The 18,059-nt window shown below is 73.0% G+C and carries 15 protein-coding genes and 1 pseudogene; 4 read left to right on the top strand and 12 right to left on the bottom strand.

All coding sequences use genetic code 11. The annotated features are described in order from the left end of the window. Positions 1 to 19 precede the first annotated feature (19 nt). Entirely contained in the window at positions 20 to 520 is a 501-nt protein-coding gene (locus QMF80_RS01355) for a DinB family protein (RefSeq protein ID WP_283448754.1), read from the top strand. Positions 521 to 542: 22 nt separating this feature from the next. On the opposite strand, the pseudogene QMF80_RS01350 reads toward QMF80_RS01355, so the two are convergent. After that, positions 543 to 1,274: pseudogene (locus QMF80_RS01350) on the bottom strand (siderophore-interacting protein). Between the two features lie 230 nt (positions 1,275 to 1,504). Between QMF80_RS01350 and QMF80_RS01345 the strand changes: the two are divergent. Next, positions 1,505 to 3,538, top strand: coding sequence for a penicillin acylase family protein (locus QMF80_RS01345; protein WP_283448833.1), 2,034 nt, complete (start codon positions 1,505 to 1,507; stop codon positions 3,536 to 3,538). After that, on the top strand, positions 3,535 to 4,143 hold the full coding sequence (locus tag QMF80_RS01340; protein WP_283448752.1) for a GNAT family N-acetyltransferase: 609 nt from the start codon (positions 3,535 to 3,537) through the stop codon (positions 4,141 to 4,143). Before QMF80_RS01345 ends, QMF80_RS01340 begins: the two co-directional genes overlap by 4 nt. Before the next feature lie 95 nt (positions 4,144 to 4,238). On the opposite strand, the gene gatB is transcribed toward QMF80_RS01340, so the two are convergent. From gatB to QMF80_RS01290, 10 genes are all read right to left on the bottom strand, one after another. Then, positions 4,239 to 5,693, bottom strand: a complete 1,455-nt coding sequence (gene gatB, locus QMF80_RS01335) for an Asp-tRNA(Asn)/Glu-tRNA(Gln) amidotransferase subunit GatB (protein ID WP_502962737.1) — start codon at positions 5,691 to 5,693, stop codon at positions 4,239 to 4,241. Between the two features lie 73 nt (positions 5,694 to 5,766). Then, complete coding sequence (locus QMF80_RS01330) at positions 5,767 to 6,006, bottom strand: hypothetical protein (protein WP_283448749.1); 240 nt, start codon at positions 6,004 to 6,006, stop codon at positions 5,767 to 5,769. Then, a complete protein-coding gene (gene gatA, locus QMF80_RS01325; protein ID WP_283448832.1) occupies positions 6,003 to 7,508 on the bottom strand; it encodes an Asp-tRNA(Asn)/Glu-tRNA(Gln) amidotransferase subunit GatA in 1,506 nt (501 codons plus the stop codon). The genes QMF80_RS01330 and gatA overlap by 4 nt, the downstream gene beginning before the upstream one ends. After that, a complete protein-coding gene (gatC, locus tag QMF80_RS01320; protein WP_073772988.1) occupies positions 7,508 to 7,804 on the bottom strand; it encodes an Asp-tRNA(Asn)/Glu-tRNA(Gln) amidotransferase subunit GatC in 297 nt (98 codons plus the stop codon). The genes gatA and gatC overlap by 1 nt, the downstream gene beginning before the upstream one ends. A gap of 189 nt (positions 7,805 to 7,993) precedes the next feature. Continuing rightward, a complete protein-coding gene (locus tag QMF80_RS01315; RefSeq protein ID WP_283448743.1) occupies positions 7,994 to 10,396 on the bottom strand; it encodes a putative bifunctional diguanylate cyclase/phosphodiesterase in 2,403 nt (800 codons plus the stop codon). A gap of 409 nt (positions 10,397 to 10,805) precedes the next feature. Beyond that, positions 10,806 to 13,064, bottom strand: coding sequence for an NAD-dependent DNA ligase LigA (gene ligA / locus QMF80_RS01310; RefSeq protein ID WP_283448741.1), 2,259 nt, complete (start codon positions 13,062 to 13,064; stop codon positions 10,806 to 10,808). 30 nt (positions 13,065 to 13,094) lie between these two features. Next, positions 13,095 to 14,090, bottom strand: a complete 996-nt coding sequence (locus QMF80_RS01305; protein WP_283448740.1) for a methionine synthase — start codon at positions 14,088 to 14,090, stop codon at positions 13,095 to 13,097. Next, positions 14,087 to 14,776 (bottom strand): SDR family oxidoreductase, encoded by a 690-nt coding sequence (locus tag QMF80_RS01300; protein WP_283448739.1) that lies wholly within the window; start codon positions 14,774 to 14,776, stop codon positions 14,087 to 14,089. The genes QMF80_RS01305 and QMF80_RS01300 overlap by 4 nt, the downstream gene beginning before the upstream one ends. An 89-nt stretch (positions 14,777 to 14,865) precedes the next feature. Further along, entirely contained in the window at positions 14,866 to 15,210 is a 345-nt protein-coding gene (locus QMF80_RS01295; protein WP_283448737.1) for a DUF1330 domain-containing protein, read from the bottom strand. A gap of 83 nt (positions 15,211 to 15,293) precedes the next feature. Next, the gene (locus QMF80_RS01290) at positions 15,294 to 16,262 is read right to left on the bottom strand and encodes a GlxA family transcriptional regulator (protein WP_283448735.1); all 969 of its coding nucleotides are present in this window, start codon (positions 16,260 to 16,262) and stop codon (positions 15,294 to 15,296) included. A 113-nt stretch (positions 16,263 to 16,375) separates the two neighbouring features. Between QMF80_RS01290 and QMF80_RS01285 the strand changes: the two genes are divergently transcribed. Further along, positions 16,376 to 17,299 (top strand): NADP-dependent oxidoreductase, encoded by a 924-nt coding sequence (locus QMF80_RS01285; RefSeq protein ID WP_283448733.1) that lies wholly within the window; start codon positions 16,376 to 16,378, stop codon positions 17,297 to 17,299. 20 nt (positions 17,300 to 17,319) lie between these two features. Here the strand turns inward: QMF80_RS01285 and QMF80_RS01280 are convergent, their stop codons facing one another. Then, entirely contained in the window at positions 17,320 to 18,054 is a 735-nt protein-coding gene (locus QMF80_RS01280; protein ID WP_283448731.1) for a M48 family metallopeptidase, read from the bottom strand. Positions 18,055 to 18,059: the final 5 nt, after the last annotated feature.

The following is an 18,059-nucleotide window of genomic DNA, read 5'->3' as shown; positions in this document are numbered from 1 at the left end:
GCTTGACAGGATCACGACCATGGATCGCACAGGACCCCCGCTGACCGGTGACGAGCGCGAAACGCTCCGCTCCTTCCTCGACTTCCACCGCGCCACCCTCGCCATGAAGTGCGAGGGCCTCACCGACGAGCAGCTGCGGCTGCGCGCCTCGCCGCCCTCGACCCTCACCCTGCTGGGCCTGGTACGGCACATGGCCGAGGTGGAGCGCCAATGGTTCCGCCGGGTCCTGGCGGCCGAGGACGTGCCGCTCGTCTGGTCCGACACGCACGACTTCCAGGAGGCGTACGACGCCTCCTCCTCCACCCGCGCCGAGGCCTTCGCCGCGTGGGAGGCGGAGACCGCCTTCTCGCGCCGCTTCGAGTCCGAGGCCGAGTCCCTCGACGTGACGGGCTACAACGCGAGGTGGGAGGCGGACGTCTCGCTGCGCCTGGTGATGCTCCACATGATCCACGAGTACGCCCGTCACAACGGCCACGCCGACTTCCTCCGCGAGGCCATCGACGGCGCCACCGGCACCTGAGCCCGCGCTCGGGCGACCAGCGCTACGCGGGCCGCCAGTACCCCAGCCCGTTGACCCGCGGCTTGGACAGCGCCAGGTCCTTGCGCAGGTACGACGTCAGCGTCCGCGTGGTCGACGTATCGCACGCCAGCCACACCTAGGCCGACGCGGGATCGCCGATCAGCGCGGGCAGTTGCTCCTTGACCGCGTCCACCAGGGCCGATCCACCGCGTGCGACGCGGCGCAGCTCATGGCGCGCCGCGTCCACGCGGACCGGAAGGTCGCCGTCCGAGGCGTGCTGCGTCTCCAGCCAGATGGTGGCGGGGGTCCGCGGATAGGCGTCCAGCAGTGAGTTCACGGCGGGCAGCGAGGCCGAGTCGCCGATCACCAGCAGCCGCTCGGGCTCCGGAGCGGGGGCCGTGAAGCCGGTCCCCCGCACGGTCGCGTCGATCGTGTCCCCCGGCGCGGCGGCCCTCGCCCAGCGGCTTGCGACCCCGTCGTGCAGCGCGAACTCCAGCGTGACGGTGCCCGCCGCCGGGTCCGGGTCCACCAGTGTGTAGGCGCGCTGGTGCGGCTTGCCCTCGCTCTCGAACCACACGCGCACCCACATCGTCGGGTGCGGCGACCCGCCCACCGCGGCGAGCAGTCCGCCGTCCGTCAGGTGCACCCGTCGGTAGGCGTCGGTGACCTGCTCCGCCCCCGTCACCGTGAACGTGAAGTCCTTGCCCCGCAGCAGCTTGAGGACCACGCCCTCCCAGCCCTTGGCTACGCCCATGCCCGCCCTTTCCCCCCTACGCGCTTTCACCCTTATAGTTAGGCCAGCCTAACCTAATGCACTTGGGGAACCGTGTGACCAGCGTGACCAGTTCGGGCCCACAGAACGCCGACCCGCGGAGCCCGGAGGAAGAGAACGGCAGGGACGGCAGGGACGGCAGGGACGGCACAGCCGACCACGCAGGCCACGACCGCCGCGCAGGCCACGACCGCTACCGCGACCCGTGGGGCATCCCCCATCTCCGGGCGGCCGACGCCCTGCGCCTCTCCTACGCCCAGGGCAGCGTCACCGCCCGGGACCGGGCCTGGCAGCTGGAGGTCGAGCGGCGCCGTTCGCAGGGGTCCTCCGCCGCTTTCCTCGGCGCCGCCGAGGTCCCCTGGGACCGGTTCGCCCGCCAGTGCATGCTCGACGACACCGCACGGCGCTGCTTCGAGGCCCTCGATCCGGCGACCGCCGCGTGGGTACGGGCGTACGTCGACGGGGTCAACGACGGCCTGGCGGCGGGCGCGGCCCGCGACGAGCGCTTCGCCCGTACCGGACTGGCCCCCACCCCCTGGGAGCCCTGGGTCCCCCTCGGGATCTGGCTCTCCACCCACGTCCTGTTCGCCGGGTTCCCCACCAAGCTCTGGCGCGCCCGGGTCGCCCGGGCCCTCGGCGACGGGGCGATCACCCTGTTCGCCACCGACGGCCCCGGCACCGCGGGCAGCAACGGCTGGCTGGTGCCGGGCGAACGCACCTCCACCGGCGCCGCGATCATCGCGGGCGATCCGCACCGCTTCATCGAGGACCCGGGGGTCTACCAGCAGATCCGGCTGGCCTGCCCGGAGTTCGACGTGGTCGGCCTGGCCGTGCCCGGCGTCCCGGGCCTGGCGCACTTCGGCCACACCGGCACCGCCGCCTGGGCCATCACCAACGCCATGGCCGACTACCAGGACCTGTACGTCGAGCGGCTCACCCGTGTCGGCGGCCCCGGGCAGGAGCGGGTCGAGGCCCTCGGCCCGGACGGCGCCGTCGAGGCCGTCGCCCGGCACACCGAGAGGCTCACCGTCGCGGGCGCCGACGGCGCTCCGGCCACCGAGGTCGAGGTGGAGGTCCTGGAGACAGCGCGCGGCCCGGTGATCATCGACACCCCTGAGCAGAGCATCAGCCTGCGCTACCCGGCCCGGGTCCGCGCGGACCTCGGCTTCGCCGCGCTCCCGGCCCTGCTGCGCGCCCGTTCCGTCGCCGACATCGACCGCGCCGTCGACGGCTGGGCCGAGCCGGTCAACGTGGTGCACGCCGCCGACACCGCGGGCGGCCTGCTGCACCGGGTCGCGGGCGCCGTACCGCTGCGCCACCGCGACAACCGGCTGCGGCCGGTGCCCGCCTGGGAGCCCGCGTACGCCTGGCGGGGCTGGGCCCCGCTGCCCGCCGAGCCCGTGCGGGGGGTCGCGGTGATGGCCAACGCCCGCGGGATCGCCTCCCCGCTGGGGGTGGAGTTCGCGCCCCCGCACCGGGCCCAGCGGATCGGGGAGCTGCTGAGCGGCTCGGGCGACTGGTCCGCCGGGGACATGGCCGACGTACACCGGGACACCTTCCTCGGCTCCGCCGCGGCGCTCCTGGACCGGCTGCCCGCGCTGACCGGCCTCTCCCCCGCGGCCGCGGAGCTGCGCGGGCGGCTGCTCGGCTGGGACCGGCACATGGCCGCCGACAGCACCGACGCCACCGTCTTCGCGGCCCTGCGCACGGCCGTCGTCCGCCGGATCGCCGCCGACCCGGTCCTCGCCGGGCTGGCCGGCGCCCCCACCGGCCCGTCGGTCTTCCACCCCTGGCAGTACCTCCTGCCGAAGGTCGGTTACGCCCTCGAAGGCCTGCTCACCACCGGTCTGCTGCCCGGGCTCGACCGCGCCGCGCACCTGCGCGCGGCGCTGGAGGAGACGGCCACCGCGGACGCCCCCGCCACCGCCTGGTCCGAGGTCCACCGCCTCGCCCCCTGGCAGGCCCTGCACGACCCCGGGGCCCGGTGGCCCGGGCTCGGCGGCGACCACGACTGCGTGAACGCCACCTCCTCCGTCCCCGGGGTCACCGACCTCACCTCCCGCGCCTCGGCCGCCCGTTACGTGTGGGACCTGGCCCGGCGCGAGGACAGCCTCTGGGCGGTCCCCCTGGGCGCGGACGGGGTCACGGGCTCCGCGCACCACCTCGACCAGCTCCCGCTCTGGGCCCGGGGCGAACTCGTACCCGTCGTCACCGACTGGACCCTGCTCTCCAAGGAATCGATATGACCTCCCCCGCCGCCTCCTCCCGGCAGCCCGTCCACACCCAGCGCATCGACGGGTTCGGCACGGTCACCATCACCCCCCTGGACCCCGCCGCGGACTCCGCGCTGGTCCACGGCTGGGTCAGCCAGGAACGCGCCCGCTTCTGGGGCATGAACGGGGCCAGCCGTGAGCTGGTCCAGGAGATCTACGAGGATGTCGACCGCCGCGACACCCACCACGCCTTCCTGGTGCGCCGCGACGGAGTGCCGGTGGCCCTCTTCCAGACGTACGACTGCGCCGCCGACCGGGTCGGCGAGTGCTACGAGGTGCGGCCCGGGGACACCGGCGTGCACCTGCTGATCGGCCCCGCCGAGGGTCGGGCCGAGCGCGGGTTCAGCGCGGGCCTGCTGACCGCGTTCCTGGCGTTCGTCTTCGCCGACGGCCGCACCCGCCGGATCGTCGGGGAGCCCGACGCGCGCAACGAGAAGGCCATCGCCCGCCTGGAGCGGACCGGCTTCGTGCTGGGCCCGGAGGTCGAACTCCCGGAGATCGACCTGCCCGAGGTGTACCTCCCCGCGAAGCCCGCCCGGCTCGCGTTCCTCGACGCCCCGCGCCCGCCGCGGCCGTAGCGTCCGCGCCGCACGGGCGCCGGCGACGGCGACGGCGACGGCCGCGATCGCCCGGTGCGCGGTGCGGCCGGGAAACGCGTGGGGCGCGGACGGGATCAGCCCTCGGAGACGCCCAGGCGCTCCAGGATCAGTTCCTTGACGCGCGCCGCGTCCGCCTGGCCGCGCGTGGTCTTCATGACCGCGCCGACCAGCGCGCCGACGGCCGCGACCTTGCCGCCGCGGATCTTGTCCGCGATGGCCGCGTTGCCCGCGATGGCCTCGTCGACGGCCGCGCCGAGCGCGCCGTCGTCCGAGACGACCTTGAGGCCGCGCTTCTCGACGACCTCGTCGGGGGTGCCCTCGCCCGCGAGGACGCCCTCGATGACCTGGCGCGCGAGCTTGTCGTTCAGCTCGCCGCCCGCGACGAGCGCCGCGACCCGGGCGACCTGCGCCGGGGTGATCGGCAGTTCGTCGACGACGACGCCCTGCTCGTTGGCGTTGCGGGCCAGCTCGCCCATCCACCACTTGCGCGCGGCCGCCGAGTCGGCGCCCGCCTCGGTGGTGGCGACGATGGAGTCCACCGCGCCCGCGTTGAGGATCGACTGCATGTCGTGCTCGGTGACCCCCCACTCCTCGCGCAGCCGGTTGCGGCGCACGCGCGGCATCTCGGGGAGCCCGGCGCGCAGTTCCTCGACCCAGCCGCGGGCCGGGGCGATCGGGACGAGGTCGGGCTCCGGGAAGTACCGGTAGTCCTCGGCGTTGTCCTTGATGCGGCCGGAGGTGGTGGAGCCGTCCTCCTCGTGGAAGTGACGGGTCTCCTGGAGGATCGAGCCGCCCGACGAGAGCACCGCCGCGTGGCGCTGGATCTCGAAGCGGGCCGCGCGCTCGACGCTGCGCAGCGAGTTGACGTTCTTCGTCTCGCTGCGGGTGCCGAACTCGGACTCCGGGGTGGGGCGCAGCGACAGGTTCACGTCGCAGCGCATCTGGCCCTTGTCCATGCGGGCCTCGGAGACGCCCAGCGCCTTGATGACCTCGCGCAGCTCGGCGACGTACGCCTTGGCGACCTCGGGGGCGCGCTCGCCCGCTCCCTCGATCGGCTTGGTGACGATCTCGATGAGCGGGATGCCCGCGCGGTTGTAGTCCAGCAGCGAGTGGGACGCGCCGTGGATACGGCCGGTGGCGCCGCCGACGTGCAGCGACTTGCCGGTGTCCTCCTCCATGTGGGCGCGCTCGATCTCCACGCGGAAGATCTCGCCGTCTTCCAGCTGGACGTCGAGGAAGCCGTTGAAGGCGATCGGCTCGTCGTACTGCGAGGTCTGGAAGTTCTTCGGCATGTCCGGATAGAAGTAGTTCTTCCGGGCGAAGCGGCACCACTCGGCGATCTCGCAGTTCAGCGCGAGACCGATCTTGATCGCCGACTCGATGCCGATCTCGTTGACGACCGGGAGCGCGCCGGGCAGGCCGAGGCAGGTGGGGCAGGTCTGCGAGTTGGGCTCGGCGCCCAGCTCGGTCGAGCAGCCGCAGAACATCTTGGTGCGGGTGCCCAGCTCGACGTGGACCTCGAGGCCCATGACGGGGTCGTACGACGCGAGGGCGTCCTCGTACGACAGGAGTTCGGTGACGGTCACGGTGAAACTTTCCCTCTCAGCCGAGCAGGACGTCGTCGTCGCCCAGGCGCTTCAGCTCGCGGTACAGGATCGCGAGGCCGGTGATGATGGCGGCGGCGGACACGACGGCGTCGACGAGCTTCAGCGTGTCGTGCTCGGTACGGGCCTTCCGGGCCTGCTTGACGACGCTCAGCGCGCCGAAGGCGGTCGTACCGATCGACAGGTACGTACCGGACTTGGACTTCTTGAAGCCCTTGGCCTTGGTCAGTGCACTCACAGGGACGGAGCCTCCTCCAGCAGCGGGTGACCCCAGCGCGCGACGAAAGCGGCCTCGACGGCCGCGCCGACCTTGTACAGCCGGTCGTCCTTCATGGCGGGGGCGATGATCTGCAGTCCGACCGGGAGACCGTCCTCCGGTGCCAGGCCGCAGGGGAGCGACATGGCGGAGTTGCCGGCCAGGTTGGTCGGGATGGTGCACAGGTCCGCGAGGTACATCGCCAGCGGGTCGTCGGTGCGCTCACCGATGGCGAATGCGGTCGTCGGCGTGGTCGGGGAAACGATCACGTCGACCTGCTCGAAGGACTTCTCGAAGTCCTTCGTGATGAGCGTACGGACCTTCTGGGCCGAGCCGTAGTACGCGTCGTAGTAGCCGGAGCTGAGCGCGTACGTACCGAGGATGATGCGGCGCTTGACCTCGTCGCCGAAACCGGCTTCGCGGGTCAGGGCCGTGACGTCCTCGGCGGAGCGGGTGCCGTCGTCGCCGACGCGCAGGCCGTAGCGCATGGCGTCGAAGCGGGCCAGGTTCGAGGAGGCCTCGGACGGGGCGATCAGGTAGTACGCGGCCATCGCGAGGTCGAAGGACGGGCAGTCCAGCTCGACGATCTCGGCGCCCAGCTCCTTGAGGAGCTCCACCGACTCGTTGAAGCGCTGGACGACACCGGCCTGGTAGCCCTCACCGGCGAACTGCTTGACCACGCCGACGCGCATGCCGGCGACGGAGCCGTTGCGGGCCGCCTCGACGACCGGCGGGACCGGCGCGTCGATGGAGGTGGAGTCCAGCGGGTCGTGACCGGCGATGACCTCGTGGAGCAGGGCCGCGTCCAGGACCGTACGGGCGCAGGGACCGCCCTGGTCGAGGGAAGAGGAGAACGCCACCATGCCGTAGCGGGAGACCGCGCCGTAGGTCGGCTTGACGCCGACGGTCGCCGTGACGGCGGCGGGCTGGCGGATGGAACCGCCGGTGTCCGTGCCGATGGCGAGCGGGGCCTCGAAGGCGGCCAGGGCGGCCGCGGAGCCGCCGCCGGAGCCGCCGGGGACGCGGGTGAGGTCCCACGGGTTGCCGGTGGGACCGTACGCGCTGTTCTCGGTGGAGGACCCCATGGCGAACTCGTCCATGTTGGTCTTGCCGAGGATGACGACGTCGGCTTCCTTCAGCCTGCGCGTCAGGGTGGCGTCGTAGGGCGGGATCCAGCCTTCGAGGATCTTCGAACCGACGGTGGTCGGAACCCCGACGGTGGTGAAGATGTCCTTGAGCGCGAGCGGTACGCCCGCCAGCGGGCCGAGCTTCTCGCCGCGCTCCCGCTTGCCGTCGACGGCACGGGCCTGGGCGAGGGCTCCCTCGCGGTCGACGTGCAGGAAGGCGTGGACCTTCTCGTCGACGGCCTCGATGCGGGCGAGGTGGGCCTCGGTGACCTGGACGGCCGTCAGCTCGCCGGAGGCGATCTTCTCGGCGGTCTGGGCTGCCGTGAGCTTGATGATGTTGATGTCCGTCATGGTGATTAGTCCTCCCCCAGGATCTGCGGCACCTTGAAACGCTGCTGCTCCTGTGCGGGGGCGCCGGAGAGCGCCTGCGCGGGGGTGAGCGACGGACGGACCTCGTCCGCGCGCATGACGTTCGTCAGCGGCAGCGGGTGGGAGGTCGGCGGAACGTCTTGGTCGGCGACCTCGGAAACGCGGGCGACCGCGCCGATGATGTCGTCGAGCTGTCCGGCGAAGTGGTCGAGCTCTTCGCTTTTCAGCTCCAGACGTGCCAGCCGAGCGAGGTGGGCGACCTCCTCGCGCGTGATGCCAGGCATGCAGCGATCCTCTGGGGTGGTGTATCGGCTATCGGGTTTCGGACCCAATCCTATGGGGCCCGGCCCCCGACCCACGCAACCCATTCCCTCGGCCCCGCCGACCGCCGCGCGGTCGCCTTCCGCCACCGTCGTGCGCGACGCGGCGCCGGCGGCGGCACGGCGCCGCTCGGCCCTGCGGAGCGGTCCCGGCTACGGGGTCGGGGTTTCGGCGGCGGCCGCGGCGGCGGCGAGTTCCGCCGTGATGTCGGCCGGGCGCCGCCAGCCGCGCTCGCCCCGCGCCAGCAGCCACGCCGTCGCCTCCTGCGGCGGCATCGCGGCGGCCACCAGCCACCCCTGTACCGCGTCGCAGCCCAGGTCCCGCAGGCGCTCCCACGTCTCGTCGTCCTCGACGCCCTCGGCCACGACCAGCAGGCCGAGCGAGTGCGCCAGGTCCACCGTGCACCGCACGATCTCGGCGTCCTGCGCGTCCACCGCCAGCCGGGCCACGAACGACCGGTCGATCTTCAGCTCGCTGACCGGCAGCCGCCGCAGGTGGACGAGCGAGGAGTAGCCGGTCCCGAAGTCGTCGAGTGACATCTTCACGCCGTGCCCGGTCAGCCCGGCCATGGTGTCGGCGGCCCGCTGCGGGTCCTCCAGCAGCACGTGTTCCGTTATCTCCAGCTGGAGACCGCTCGCGGGCACCCCGTGCCGGGCCAGCCGCGCGGCCACCGCTCCCGCGAAGCCCGGCGTGTGCACGTCGCGCGGTGAGACGTTGACGGCGACGGGCACCTTCAGCCCCTGCGCCCGCCAGCGGGCGACCTGGGCGAGCGCGGTCTCCAGGACGTACTCGGTCAGGTGCGGCATCAGCCCGGAGGTCTCGGCGATGGCGATGAACTCGTCCGGCGAGACCCGGCCCCGCTCGGGGTGCACCCAGCGCACCAGCGCCTCCAGCCCAACGACGTGCCCGTCGAAGCGCACCTTGGGCTGGTAGTGGAGTTCCACCTCGCCCGCGTCCAGCGCGCGCCGCAGGTCGCCGAGGAGGCCGAGCCGGTCGGGGGTGTTGCTGTCCCGCTTGGACTCGTAGACCTCGACCCCGGTCCGGTCGCGCTTCGCCTGGTACATCGCTACGTCGGCCCGCCGCAGCAGCCCTTCGGCGTCGAGCGAGTGGTCGGGGAAGACGGCGAGACCCGCGCTGGCCTCCAGGACCAGGGTGAGCCCGTCGAGGTCCAGCGGGGAGCTGAGTTCGGCGACGAGGGCGCGGGCCACCCGCTGGGCGCTGGTGGTGGAGTCGGCGACGGGCAGCAGGACGGCGAACTCGTCGCCGCCGAGCCGGGCCACCTCGGCGTCCTTCGGCAGGGCCTCGCGGAGCCGGTCGGCGATCTGGAGGAGCAGCCGGTCACCGGCGAGGTGGCCGAGGGTGTCGTTGACGGCGCGGAACCGGTCGAGGTCGATGAGGACCAGGGCGGCGCGGGTGCCGATGCGTTCGGCCTCGTCCAGGGCCCGCCGGGCGCGCTCCAGCAGCCACTGCCGGTTGGGCAGCCCGGTGAGCGGGTCGCGCAGCTGCTCCTCGGCGCGGGCCCGGGCGATCCACAGGGTGGAGTCGAGGGCGATCAGCGGTACGGCGAACAGCGGCAGCAGCACCGGCAGGGTGACGGCGACCACGCAAATCAGCGGGGCGATGCCGAGGAGGGCGCCGGCGACCAGCGCCTGCCGGATCAGGGCGGTCCGCGCGAGCGTGGGCAGCCCGCCGTCGCGCGGGGTCAGGGCCAGCCACAGCAGGACCCGGGTGACCAGCAGGTAGGCGATGGCCACGAGGCTGATCTCGGGGATCGCCCCGGGCCCCCATCCGGTGGGCTGCCAGGGCACCTCGACGGTGGGCGCGTGCCCGAAGGCGGCGAGTACGAGTGCCCCCGCGGCGATGCCGAGGATGTCGGCGGAGCCGTGCAGCAGCCCTTGGCGCCAGCGGTGCCTGCGGGCGGCCCCGACGAGGGAGACCACGGCGAGCGAGACGAGCCCGGCCGGGATCCAGCCGTAGAGGATGAGCACGCCGAGGGTGAGGGCGGCGCCGGAGCCGGTGCCGCCCCACCAGCGGTCCCGGCCGAGCGCGACGAGGTGGCCGACGATGATCCCGGTGAGCAGGGCGAGCGCCCAGCCGGCGGCGCCGCCGGGGAAGAGGGCGTGACGGTTGTTCAGGGCGCTGAGGACGCCGCCGACGAGGACGACGACGGAGAGGCCGACGACGGCGGACGGCAGTGCGGCGCGCCAACCGTGGACGGGGGCGTCGGGGCCCGCTCCGGCGCCGGTGCCGAGGGGGTGGGTCTCGGGGGTTCGGGCGCCCAGCATCCCGAACCGGCCCGCGGGGGCCGCGCGCTCGGCCGGAACTGGCTGTTCCGCTCGGCCCGTCCCGCTCGGCCGGCCGCCGCGGCCCGTCAGCTCCTTGCGTTCGCTCCGGTCGGCCCGCTCGACCCTCGAAGGCCGCGCGTCCCGGCGCGCGTGACCCGCGCGGCCGCCCCGCCCGGTGGTGCGGGCCACCCGGTCGGTGCGCAGCGACGGCAGCTGCCCGCCCGCCCCGCCGGAATCCGGTGGCGGGTCGGCGCCTTCGATGGGTTTCATGCCCGTCCCTCTCACAGCCGGCGATGCCGATGCCTCGTGATGGCCCCGATGTCATGCCACCACGGCTGGATTCACGTCCCGCAACCGTGCACGACAGGCGCACCTCTCCACAGTAGGACGCGAGGGGGCCCCAGGGGCAGCGGTCGGCGGCGGTTGCCCGAATGGGACCCGGCCATCCTCATCAGTACGGTATCCGCCGAACGGGTGAGACCCGACCAGGCCCTCGGGGTAACCCTTCTGATGATCCGACAGGTCAAAGCCCTGCGCCTAGGCCGGTACCGGCCGTTCACGACCACCGCGCGCGCCCCGCGTGCGCCCGCCCGTACGGCCGCACGCCACGCATCCGTCCGCATCCGTTCGCGTGCGTCGTCCCCCCGCGCTCCGCCGGTGTTCGACCTGCGCTCTTTCGTTACTCCGGTGCGGCGTCGGCGTCCGGAGCCGGCTCCGCCGGTCCCGCCGCGGGCTCCTCCAGCGGCAGCGCGGCCTCGCGCGCCGCGTCGGGGCCCTGTTCCAGGAGGACCTCGAAGCCCGCGTCGTCCAGGATCGAGAGCTTCAGCTGGACGGCCTTGTCGTACTTGGAGCCCGGGTTGTCGCCGACGACCACGAAGGAGGTCTTCTTGGAGACGGACCCGGTGACCTTGGCGCCCCGGCTCTGCAGGGCGTCCTTGGCGCCGTCGCGGGTGTGCCCCGCCAGCGTGCCGGTGACGACGACGGTCAGGCCCGCCAGTGGGCGCGGCCCCTCCTCCTCGGCGGAGACCTCGTCCTCCATCCGCACCCCGGCGGCCCGCCACTTGGCGAGGATCTCCTGGTGCCAGTCGACGGAGAACCATTCCTTGAGCGCGGCGGCGATGATCGCGCCGACCCCCTCGGTGGCGGCCAGTTCCTCCTCCGTCGCCGCTTCGATGCGCTCGATGGAACGGAACTCGCGGGCCAGCGTGGCCGCCGCGACCGGGCCGACGTGCCGGATGGAGAGCCCGTTGATGAACCGCGCGAGCGGACGGTCCTTGGCGGCAGCGACGTTCTCCAGCAGGGCCAGGGCGTTCTTCTTGGGCTCGCCCTTCTGGTTGGCGAAGACCGTGACGATCTTCTCCTCGCCCGTCTTCGGGTCGCGCTTGGGCAGTCCGCTGTCGGCGTCCAGTACGTACGCCTTGATGGGCAGCAGCTGCTCGATGGTGAGGCCGAAGAGGTCGCCCTCGTCCAGCATCGGGGCGGCGGCGGGCTCCAGCGGTCTGGTGAGCGCGGCCGCGGCCACCTTGCCGAAGTTCTCGATGTCGAGGCATTCGCGGCCGACGAGGTAGAAGAGCCGCTCGCGCAACTGGGCGGGACAGGTCTGCGCGTTGGGACACCGGACGTCGATGTCGCCTTCCTTCATGGGGCGCAGCGGGGTCCCGCACTCGGGGCAGTCGGCCGGCATCACGAACTCGCGCTCGCTGCCGTCGCGCAGGTCCACCACCGGGCCGAGGATCTCGGGGATGACGTCGCCCGCCTTGCGCAGCACCACGGTGTCCCCGATGAGGACGCCCTTGGCCTTGACCACCTGCTGGTTGTGCAGGGTGGCGAACTCGACCTCGGATCCGGCCACCGTCACCGGCTCGACCTGCGCGTACGGGGTGACCCGGCCGGTCCGTCCGACGCCGACCTTGATGTCGATCAGCTTGCTGTTGACCTCTTCGGGCGCGTACTTCCAGGCGATCGCCCAGCGCGGGGCGCGGGCGGTGGAGCCGAGCCGGCCCTGGAGCGGGATCTCGTCGAGCTTGACGACGACCCCGTCGATCTCGTGGGCCACGGAGTGCCGGTGTTCGCCGAAGTGGGCGATGAACGCGCGCACTTCGGCGAGCGAGCCGACCACCTTGTTGTGCTCGGCGGTGGGCAGGCCCCAGCCGTGGAGCAGTTCGTAGGCGTGCGAGAGGCGGTCGATCTCGAGGCCCTCACGGGCGCCGATGCCGTGGACCACCATGTGCAGCGGGCGGGTGGCGGTGACCTTGGGGTCCTTCTGGCGCAGTGAACCGGCCGCCGCGTTGCGGGGGTTGGCGAAGGGCTTGTCGCCCGCCTCGACCAGGCGGGCGTTCAGCTCCTCGAACTTCTCCATCGGGAAGAAGACCTCGCCGCGGATCTCGACGAGCGCCGGGATCCGGTCCCCGGCCAGCCGGTCGGGGATCTCGGCGATGGTGCGGACGTTGGGCGTGATGTCCTCGCCGGTGCGGCCGTCGCCGCGGGTGGCGGCGCGGGTCAGCCTGCCGTTCTCGTAGGTGAGGTTGACGGCGAGGCCGTCGACCTTCAGCTCGCACAGGTAGTGGTAGTCGGAGGTGTTGACGTCCCGGGCCACCCGTTCGGCCCAGGCCGCGAGTTCCTCGTCGTCGAAGGCGTTGTCGAGGGAGAGGAGGCGCTCGCGGTGCTGGACCGAGGCGAAGCCGGTGACGTACGCCCCGGCCACCTTCTGGGTGGGCGAGTCCGGGGTGCGCAGCTGCGGGTACTGCTCCTCCAGCGCCTCCAGCGAGCGCAGCAGGACGTCGAACTCGGCGTCGGTGACGACCGGCTGGTCGTTCACGTAGTACCGGAAGCGGTGCTCCTCGATCTGCTCGGCGAGCAGGGCGTGCCGCTCCAGCACCGCCGCCGGTGCCTCGCCCGGCGCCGCCGCGCTCTCACCGTGCTTCTGTTCGACTGCCATGCCGTTTCCTCCCGTGGGCCCGTCTCTACATCACTCAGGGTTGTCGGCGAGCGACCTCGCCGCCCTGACGCAGTGCGCCATCGCCGCGCGGGCGTAGGCGGGCGAGGCGCCCGCCAGACCGCACGACGGAGTGACCACGACGGACTCCGCGAGGGTCCCCGGAGCCAGCCCCAGCCTGCGCCAAAGCTTCCTGACACCCATGACGCTACCGCCCGGGTCCGACAACGGGCCGTCGGTGCCCGGCACCACTCCGGCGAAGAGTTTCATGCCACCCTCGACGGCCTCTCCGATGACGTCGTCATCGCGCTCGGTGAGCAGGGAGAAATCGAACGACACGCCCGCGACCCCGGACCGCCGCAGCAGCGCGAAGGGGACGTCGGGCGCGCAGGAGTGCACGACGGCCTCCCCCTCGTGCACGGCGAACAGGTCGCGCAGCGCCCCTTCGACGACCTGCCGGTCGACGGCCCGGTAGGTGCGGTACTCACTGGCGGTACGGACTTCCCCGCGCAGGACCGAGGTCAGCGAGGGCTCGTCGACCTGGAGCACGATCTCGGCGCCGGGGATCCGCCTGCGTACGTCGGCCAGGTGCGCGCGCAGCCCCTCGGCCAGCGATCCCCCGAGGTCCCGGCAGGCGCCCGGGTCCCGCAGCACGGCCTCGCCGCCGTGCAGTTCGAGGGCGGCGGCCAGCGTCCACGGCCCGACCACCTGCACCTTGAGCTTCCCCTGGTAGCCCTGGGTGAACTCCTCCAGGGCGTCGAGGTCCTCGCCGAGCCAGGACCGGGCCCGCTTGGTGTCCCGGCCGGGCCGGTCGCTCAGGCGCCAGCCGCTGGGCTCGACGTGCGCGTACATGTCGACGAGCAGGCCCAGGGAACGCCCGATCATGTCGGCGCCGGGCCCGCGGGCGGGCAGCTCGGCGAGGTACGGGAACTCCTCGAAGGACCCGGTGACGGTCTTGGCGGCCTCGCGGGCGGCCTCGCCGGGCAGCGAGCCGACTCCGGTGGCTGCGTTCATGACGGCTCCGCTCATCGTCCGGGCCGCACGGAGAGGTCGTTGACCTCCGCGTCGCGGGGGAGGTCGATGGCCATCAGGATGGTGGTGGCCACGGACTCGGGGTCGATCCAGTCGCCCGGGTCGTAGCTCTCGCCCTCCTGGGAGCGGACCTTGGCCTGCATGGGCGTGGCGGTGCGTCCCGGGTAGACGGAGGTGACCCGGATCCCGTTCGGCTTCTCCTCGGCGCGCAGCGCGTCGGCGAGCGCCTTGAGGCCGTGCTTGGAGGCGGCGTACGCGCCCCACTCGGCGTGCGCGGTGAGACCGGCGCCGGAGTTCACGTAGAGGACGTGCCCGCGGGAGGCGCGCAGCGAGGGCAGCATCAGCCGGGTCAGCTCGGCGGGGGCGATCAGGTTCAGGTTGAGCTGCTGGTGCCAGGTCTTGGGGCGCAGTTCGCCGACCGGGCCGAGGTCGACGATCCCGGCGATGTGCAGCAGGGAGTCCAGCCGGTCGGGCAGTGGCTGGTGGGAGAAGGCCCAGGAGATCCGGTCCGGGTCGGCGAGGTCGGCGACGAGCGCGCGCGAGCCGGGGAAGAGCGCGGTCAGCTCCTTGCCGCGGCCGGCGTCCCGGGCGATGAGGATGAGGTCGTCGCCGCGGGCGTGCAGGCGGCGCGCGACGGCGGCGCCGATGCCGGAACCGGCGCCGGTGATGAGGTGAGTAGCCATACCGCCCATGCTCGCACCCCGTCCGGCCCGCTCCGGTCAGTCCCCGCGGGTCCCCGCGCTCGCGGGTGGGGGCGCGGGGCGGCGGGCCGTCAGAGGGCGGCCGCTTCGCGCAGGGCGGCCGCCGTCCTCCTCGCGTCGTAGCCGGGGGCGACGCCCTCGACCAGGATGACCTCGCCCGCGATGTGCCGGGTGCGCAGCGGGATCAGTTCCTGGTAGGCGGGCGAGGCGTACCAGGCGCGGGCCCGCTCGAGGTCGGGGAAGCCGATGACGATCACGGCACCGGGGAAGGAGCCCTCCACGACCTCGTGGTCCTTGCCGTGGACGAGGAACTCGCCCCCGAAGGGGTCCATGGTGCCCTGGATCTCCTCGATGTACCGGAGGATGTCCTCGTTCATCGTCTCGGGTCGTATGTGGCCGATGGCGTACGCGGTCATCTTCGGGCCTCGTCTTCCTTGGCGGAACCGGCTGTTGATCCGATCCTGGCGCGTCGGGCGGCCCCCGTCGATTACCCCACGGGTCATGCCGCCGCGGTGGGGCGGAAGGTGCGCCGGTAGGCGATCGGCGACACCCCGAGAGCCGTACGCATGTGCTGGCGAAGGGAGTTGGCCGAGCCGAAGCCGGCCCGGTGGGCCACCAGGTCCACCGGCAGGTCGCTGGACTCCAGCAACTGGCGCGCCAGTTGGAGGCGTTGGGCGGTCAGCCACTGCACCGGAGTGAGTCCCACCTCGTCCCGGAAGCGTCGGGTGAAGGTCCGCAGGCTCATCCGGGCGTGCGCGGCCAGCTCGGCGAGCGCGAGGGGCGACTCGAGGCGCTCCAGGGCCCAGGCGCGGGTGGCCGTGGTGGTGGCGACGGTGGCCTCGGGGACCGGGCGGTCGATGTACTGGGCCTGCCCGCCGTCCCGCCAGGGCGGGACCACGCAGTACCGGGCGGCCTGGTTGGCGACGGCGCTGCCGTGGTCGCGGCGGATCAGGTGCAGGCAGAGGTCCACCCCGGCGGCCACGCCCGCGGAGGTGAGGATGTCGCCGTCGTCGACGAAGAGGACGTTCGGGTCGAGGTCGACCCGGGGGAAGGCGCGGCGGAACTGGTCCGCCTCGTGCCAGTGCGTGGTGGCGGGCCGCCCGTCCAGCAGTCCGGCCGCGGCGAGGATGTGCGAGCCGGTGCAGATCGACACCAGCCGGGTGCCGGGCCGGATGACGGCCAGGGCCGCCAGGAGCGCGGGCGGCAGCGGGTCGCCGTGGAGCAGTCCGCCCATCGCGTGCGTGGGCGGGATGACGACGGTGTCCGCGGCCGCCAGGGCCTCGGATCCGGCCGTGACGCCCACGGTGAACCCGGCGTCGCTGGTCACGGGCTGCCCGTCGGCCGTACAGACGACCGTCTCGTACAGGAGCCGCCCCTGCGCGTCGCGGGCGTTGCCGAGCACCCGCGAGGGCATTCCCAGCTCGAACGGGGCGACGCCCTCCAGGGCGAGTACGGCGACACGGTGCATGGCCAGATCCTGTCACATGGTGGCCAAACGGCCAACACTACGAGCGGCGCACGGGCCGGAAGCTGGGGACATCTCCCGGAAGACCGGGAGGAAGCAGATCCGAGGAGACATCCATGCGCGCCGTCGTCGTCAACCAGTGGGGCGGACCCGAGGTCCTCACCGAGACCACGCTCGACCGCCCCGAGCCGGGCCCGACCGAGGTCTTGGTCCGCGTCCACGCCGCCGGGGTGAACCCGGTCGACTGGAAGACCCGGGCCACCGGCATGCTCATCGCGTGGGGCCCGAACCCGATCGTGGGCTGGGACGTCTCCGGCACCGTCGAGGCCGTCGGCATGGGCGTGACGATCTTCGAGCCCGGCGACGAGGTGTTCGGCATGCCGCACTTCCCGAAGCAGGCGGGTGCGTACGCCGAGTACGTCACCGCGCCCGCCCGGCACTTCGTGCGCAAGCCCGCGGCCCTCGACCACGTGGCCGCGGCCGCGCTGCCGCTGGCCGCCCTCACCGCCTGGCAGGCCCTGGTGGACACCGCGGACGTCCGGCCGGGCCAGCGGGTGCTGATCCACGCCGCGGCGGGCGGGGTGGGCCACCTCGCGGTCCAGATCGCCAAGGCGCGCGGCGCGTACGTCATCGGCACCGCCAGCGCCGCCAAGCACGACCTGCTGCGCGAACTGGGCGCCGACGAGCTGATCGACTACCGGAGCACCGACTTCGCGGAGGCGGTCCGGGACGTCGACGTCGTGCTGGACACCATCGGCGGCGACTACGGGAAGCGCTCGCTGAAGGTCCTGCGGCCCGGCGGCCACCTGGTCACGATCGCGGGCGGCGAGGACCTGGCGGTGGACGCGGACGGGGTGTCCGTCAGCGTGCTCCTGGTGGAGCCGGACCGCCAGGGCCTGACCGCCCTCGCCGCCCTGGCGCAGGAGGGCGCGCTGCGGCCCCTGATCGACACGGTCCTGCCGCTGGAGCAGGCCGCGAAGGCCCACGAGATCGGCGAGCGGGGCCGGACCACCGGCAAGATCGTCCTGACGGTCGCCTGAGGGGGCGGAAGCCGGCCCGGCTATCTGACGGCTCCGCGCCAGAGAAAAGGTTCCTCTTCCGTGAACCACGCCTCGCGGGCTTCGTAGTCGGGCAGGGCCAGGCCCATCTCACACCGGAAGGCCGGACCATGACCCGGCTCTCTCATGTGGCAGAGCTCATGGACAAGGACAAACTCGATCAAGTCCACAGGCAATTGCATGACTGCCCAGTGAACGGTGATCAGGCCCCCCGGATGGCATGCGCCCCATCGTGTCCCCAGGTCGTCCACGATGATCCGAGTGGGGCGCACACCGATCCGCAGGGCGATGGGAGCCATCCGGGCGGCCAGCCAGCGCTGCCCCCGCTCGGTGTACCAACCTGCCAGGGCCCGCGCCCCCGCATCAGGCGTATCAGGGCCGGGAAGTTCCAGCCACCCCGCCCGCAGGCGCACGCCCGCACCTTCCCCGACGGGTACCGGCAGAAGCCGGTACCTGCGTCCGAGGTAGGCAAAGCTGCTGCCTCCCACGAGCTCTTTGACGGGCTCAGCCGGGCGTAGGCGGCGGCGCCGGACCTCTTCCGCGAGTCGCGGAAGCCGTGAACGCACCGCATCGGCCACAGCCCTGGGTTCCGCGTCCGCCGGAACGGCGAAGACCACTTCCCCGTCCGGTGTGACCTCGATACCCAGCGTCCGGCGCCGGGGCCGGGACACGACGCGCCAGATCCACTCCTCGGGTACGGGGAGCGAGGCGATCGCCAGCTGGACGGAGGTGCTCACCGGGC

The organism is Streptomyces sp. G-G2 (assembly GCF_030063135.1).
In the GTDB taxonomy this organism is placed as follows: domain Bacteria; phylum Actinomycetota; class Actinomycetes; order Streptomycetales; family Streptomycetaceae; genus Streptomyces.
This window is presented reverse-complemented; position numbering and strand designations above follow the sequence as displayed.